The sequence below is a fragment of the Halomonas sp. BC04 genome, assembly GCF_000568385.1.
Window position 1 is genome coordinate 1 of the sequence record NZ_AZQX01000305.1, and the last position, 5,104, is coordinate 5,104.

Sequence of the window (5,104 nt, forward strand, 5' to 3'; positions counted from 1 at the left end):
TGAGTCGATAGGGCAGGAACTGGTTGAGATCCAGCTCCGGCTTTGTCGACGGCCCTTCGGTGCCGACGACGCCATCCCTGGCGGTGTCAGCTTGGGTATCTTCCATGTTCATCGCGGCTCTCCTCACCCCATGCCAGATCTGAAACCAATAGAGAAATCAATAGAGCAGTTGCGGCAGGAACAGCACAATAGCCGGGAAGATCAGCACCAGCAATGCGCGGAACATGCCGGCCACCCAGAACGGCGTCACGCCACGAAAGATCGTCCCCGTGCTCACGTCCGGCAATACCGCACGCAGCACGAAGACGTTCATCCCCACCGGTGGCGTGATCAGGCTGATCTCGATCACGATCACCACCAGGATGCCGAACCACACCAGGTCATAGCCCAGGCCCGCCACTACCGGGAAGAATACCGGGACGGTGAGCAGCAGCATCGACATGCTCTCGAAGACGCAGCCCAGCAGGATGTAGATGGCGAGTATCACCAGAATCACCATGAAGGGCGCGATATCAAGCCCGTTGACGAAGGCCAGCAGGTCGCTGGGCAGCCCGGCACGGTTGATGAAGTTGGCAAATATCAGTGCGGTAAGAATCACGGCAAACAGCATGGCGGTGGTCCGCACCGTGTCCATCAGCACGTTCATCAACACCTGGGGCGTCAGCGCACGCCGCGCCAGGGCGATGACGAAGGCACCTGCCGCGCCGATCCCCGCGGCCTCGGTGGGGGTGAACACGCCCAGGTAGATACCGCCGATCACCAGCACGAACAGCCCAAGGGTGCTGCCCACGCTCTTGAGTGCCTTCATGCGCTCGGGCCAGGGCACCTTCTCGCCGGCGGGCCCCGCCTCGGGGTCGCGCCACATGACCCACTTTACAGCGCCAAGGTACAGGAATACCCCCAGGATGCCGGGAATGAAGCCGGCGGCGAACAGCTCACGAATGCTCGTCTCGGTGAGAATACCGTAGATCACCAGCATCACGCTGGGCGGGATCAGGATGCCCAGGGTACCGCCGGCGGCAATGGAGGCCGCAGCCAGCGAGTCCTTGTAGCCATACTTGCGCATCTGCGGCATGGCCACGCGCCCCATGGTGGCACAGGTGGCGAGGCTGGAGCCGCAGATGGCGCTGAAGCCGCCGCAGGCGACGATGGTGGCCATGGCCTGGCCGCCCTTGCGGTGGCCCAGGAAACCGTTCGAGGCGCGGAACAGGGCATCCGACAGCCCCGCATGGGAGACGAAGTTGCCCATGAGGATAAACAGCGGGATCACCGACAGACCGTAGTCCATGGCGGTATCCACCACCCGCCGCGCCGCCATGGCCTCGGCGGCATTCCAGTTGCCGGTCAGGTAGTAGAACCCCCCGAAACCGACGATGCCCATGGCAAAGGCCAGCGGCACACGCAGGAACGCCAGCAGCAGCAGGGCGGCGAACCCGTAGAGTGCTTCAATCATTTATCGCCTCCCTTGCCTTTCTCAGGACTGAGCGGACCACCGCGCTCGAGCACATTGATACCCTCGAGGAAGTAGAGCACGGCTCGCAGCAACGTCAGCAGCGCCGACACCGCCAGCATGGTGGAAATCAGAAAAATCAGGTACCCGTTGGGAATGCGCAGGAACTCGGTCACGTCACCCCACTCCATGGCACGCACACCCAGCGCCCAGACTCGCTGCGCCATCACCCACAAGGCAGCAGTGACGATCAAGTTGACGATCACCTGGCGGATCCAGATCAGGCGGGACGGAAAGATAGTGTCGAGCAGGTCGACGCTGACGTGCTCCTCACGCCAGCACACCACTGGCAGCGACAGGAACACCACCGCCGCCAGCATCAGCTGAGTCAGCTCGACAGTGCCGAGAATCGGCGAATTGAAGAAGTAGCGACCGGTCACGTCCGCCGTGGTCAGCAGCATCATGGCGAAGAGGGTGGCGCCCGCCACCCCCTCCAACCCCAGCTGCATGACACGGCCGACCCGTAACCAGAGTGTCGACGAGGTCGGCATGATAAGACTCCGCTAGCCGGGACGTTACTGGCGCACCACGCGGTCGGCGATGCCTTCGCTCTCGGCGGCCAGGGCAAGCTGCTCGCGGAAGTGCTCGAGTGCGGCATCGGCATCGACACCGCGATCTTCCACGGCGGTGGACCACTCGGCGATGAGCTCCTCGGTCACGCCGCGCAGCATCTCGACATCTTCCTCGGGTACCTGGGTAAAGGTGGCACCGTGCTCCTTGCCGAACTCCACGCCGCTCTCGTCGGAGACATCCATCATGTAGCCGAACAGACGGGACAGGTGCTCACCGGAAACCGCTTCGATCGCCTCGCGATCCTCTGCGGATATCTGGTCCCAGATCATCGGGTTCATGATGATGGCGAAGCTGCCGCGATAGAAGCCGCCATCCACGGTGAGGGTGTGCGGTGCCACCTCGACAACCCGGAAGCTGCGCAGGCTTTCCAGGGTCAGCATGGCGCCGTCGACCACGCCCTGGGAGGCCGCTTCGTAGACGCCGGTAGGCGGCAGTGCGACACCGGTCACGCCCATGGCATCGGCCAGGCCGCTCATCACACCGCCACCGACACGCAGGCGCTTGCCGGAAAGGCCGTCGAGGTTGTCGACCTGCTCACGGGTGAATATCTGACCCGGGCCGTGTACCCCCATGCCCATCACGTCGATGCCACGGTGCTCGTTGGCCTGGGCCAGGTGCGCCTGATGGGTATGCCAGTAGGCGGCGGCGGCATCCTCGGAAGAGAACTCCTCGAAGGTGGGGAATTCCGGCAGCTGCGTGGCCAGGAAGCGGCCCGCCATGTGGGCATGGAAGATCCAGCTGGCGTCGGCGATACCGTCGGCAACGATCTCCATCTGTGCCGCTGGAGGCCCCATGTCATGCACGACATCGACGGTCACGCGGCCTTCGGTGGCCTCTTCGATCCACGCCTTCCAGGTCGGCCAGACGATGGTGTTGACCCCATGATTGGGGCCGCCCCAGGTGCTCACGGTGATGGTTGTCTGGGCCAGTACCGGGGTGCCGAAGCCTAGGCCGAGCGCCGCCACGGCGCCGACCATCAGGCGAGTTGTCTTGTTCATGTTGTGCTCCTACGTCGTCACGGGGCGACATGCGCCGAATTACGATCCTGTCGACTGGGCTCCGGCAATCGTCGGCCAGAAGCTTCAGTCTGCGTATTCTCCGCTGTCACCATGACCGCAGTTACTCTCCCCTGCAACTAATTTGCCGAAAATTCGTATTAGACTTAGGTATTAAAAACCAAAGAAATCCATGATCTTAAGCAATTTTTTGCCATTCCTCTCGCAGCTGGGCGTGAAACCAATTCCGGGACCGCTGGACATATAGTTTCAAAAGCAACTATGCTCGGTTCAACCTGACACGCCAGATCGGGTCGAGACCGGCTGTTCCCGTGCACCTGGCCAGATGCCCCCGACGAGACATTGGAGAGGAACCATGAGCAAGAAATTCGCGTCCCACGCCGATACCGAAGAGAAGCAGATCAGCTTTACCAAGCTGGCCGAAGGCCTTTACGCCTATACCGCCGAGGGCGACCCCAATAGCGGTGTCATCATCGGCGACGACAGTGTGATGGTGATCGATACCCAGGCCACCCCGATCATGGCTCAGGATGTCATCCGTCGGATCCGCGAGATCACCGACCTGCCGATCAAGCACGTGGTTCTGACCCATTACCACGCCGTGCGCGTGCTGGGTGCCTCCGCCTACGACCCCGAGAACATCTACGCCAGCCAGCACACCTACGACCTGATCGTCGAGCGCGGCCAGCAGGACTATGAGTCCGAGGTCGGCCGCTTCCCCCGCCTGTTCAAGGGCGTCGACTCCGTACCCGGCCTGACCTGGCCCAACATCGTCTTCAAGGAGGAGCTGACGGTCTACATGGGCAAGCGCGAGGTGCGCATCATCCACCTGGGACGCGGCCACACCAAGGGCGACACCATCGTCTGGCTGCCCGAGGAGAAGGTGATGTTCTCCGGAGACCTGGTCGAATATGGCGCCACCCCCTACACCGGCGACGCCTATCACGAATACTGGCCGGCCACCCTCGACCGCCTGCAGGCGATGGCCCCGCAGAAGCTGGTACCGGGGCGCGGCGAGGCGCTGCAAACCCCCGAGCAGTGCCAGGAAGCGATCCAGGGTACCCGCGACTTCCTCAATGACATGTATGAAAGCGTCAAGGCGGGCAAGGCGGCCGGCAAGCCGCTTTCCGAGTGCTATGCCGAGACCTACGCCCTGCTCAAGCCAAAGTACGGCCACTGGGTGATCTTCGATCACTGCGTACCCTTCGACATCACCCGCTGCTATGACGAGGCGGGCGGCGAGTACCCGGATCCGCGGATCTGGACCGCCGAGCGCGACACCGCCATGTGGCACTCGCTGCAGGAAGTGGTCGAGAAACAGTAAGACATTACTACCAACCTCGCCGAAGCCTTATCCGGCTAGCGGCGCCTGCGGCAGGTCGACCCAGGGTCCGACCTGCCGCGGTCGGAGGAAGCATGCCATCTACCTACAAGAATCCCGTCTACCCGTATCGACGCCCACCGGAACTCGACCGCGATGACGTGCGCCACTGCCCGGTGGTGATCGTCGGCGCCGGCCCCACCGGCCTGGCCATGGCCATCGACCTGGCCCAGCAGGACATCGACTGCGTCGTGCTCGATGACAACAACACCGTCAGCGTCGGCTCACGCGCCATCTGCTTCGCCAAGCGTACCCTGGAGATCCTCGATCGCCTGGGCTGTGGCCAGCCGATGATCGACAAGGGCGTGACCTGGCAGCACGGCCGGGTGTTCTTCAAGGAGCGGGAAGTCTACGACTTCAACCTGCTGCCGGAAGAGGGCCACCGCATGCCGGCCTTCATCAACCTGCAGCAGTACTACTTCGAGGAGTATCTGGTCGATCGCGCCGACGAGCTCGCCGAGCGGATCGACCTGCGCTGGAAGCACAAGGTGACCGAGGTCGACAGCCGCCCCGAGCGCAGCGAGGTGCTGGTCAGCACGGAAGACGGCGACTATCGCCTGACCTGCGACTACCTGCTGGTGGCCGACGGTGCCAACAGCAAGATCCGTGATCAGCTCGGCCTTG

The 5,104-nt window shown here is 63.0% G+C and carries 5 protein-coding genes; 2 read left to right on the forward strand and 3 right to left on the reverse strand.

What is annotated here, in order from left to right:
* Positions 1-157 precede the first annotated feature (157 nt).
* From Q427_RS20840 to Q427_RS20850, 3 genes are read right to left on the reverse strand one after another with little or no spacing between them, the layout of a single operon-like run.
* Positions 158-1,453 carry a TRAP transporter large permease gene (locus tag Q427_RS20840; RefSeq protein WP_043517026.1) on the reverse strand — a complete coding sequence of 432 codons (1,296 nt, stop codon included), beginning with the start codon at positions 1,451-1,453 and terminating at the stop codon, positions 158-160.
* Complete coding sequence (locus Q427_RS20845; protein ID WP_051496567.1) at positions 1,450-2,001, reverse strand: TRAP transporter small permease; 552 nt, start codon at positions 1,999-2,001, stop codon at positions 1,450-1,452. The genes Q427_RS20840 and Q427_RS20845 overlap by 4 nt, the downstream gene beginning before the upstream one ends.
* A gap of 24 nt (positions 2,002-2,025) precedes the next feature.
* A complete protein-coding gene (locus Q427_RS20850; RefSeq protein ID WP_043517028.1) occupies positions 2,026-3,081 on the reverse strand; it encodes a TRAP transporter substrate-binding protein in 1,056 nt (351 codons plus the stop codon).
* Between the two features lie 373 nt (positions 3,082-3,454).
* Here Q427_RS20850 and Q427_RS20855 point away from each other — a divergent pair, with 373 nt between their 5' ends.
* Complete coding sequence (locus tag Q427_RS20855; protein WP_043517029.1) at positions 3,455-4,423, forward strand: MBL fold metallo-hydrolase; 969 nt, start codon at positions 3,455-3,457, stop codon at positions 4,421-4,423.
* A 92-nt stretch (positions 4,424-4,515) separates the two neighbouring features.
* A partial coding sequence (locus Q427_RS20860) for an FAD-dependent monooxygenase (RefSeq protein WP_043517031.1) occupies positions 4,516-5,104 on the forward strand: 589 nt, incomplete at its 3' end.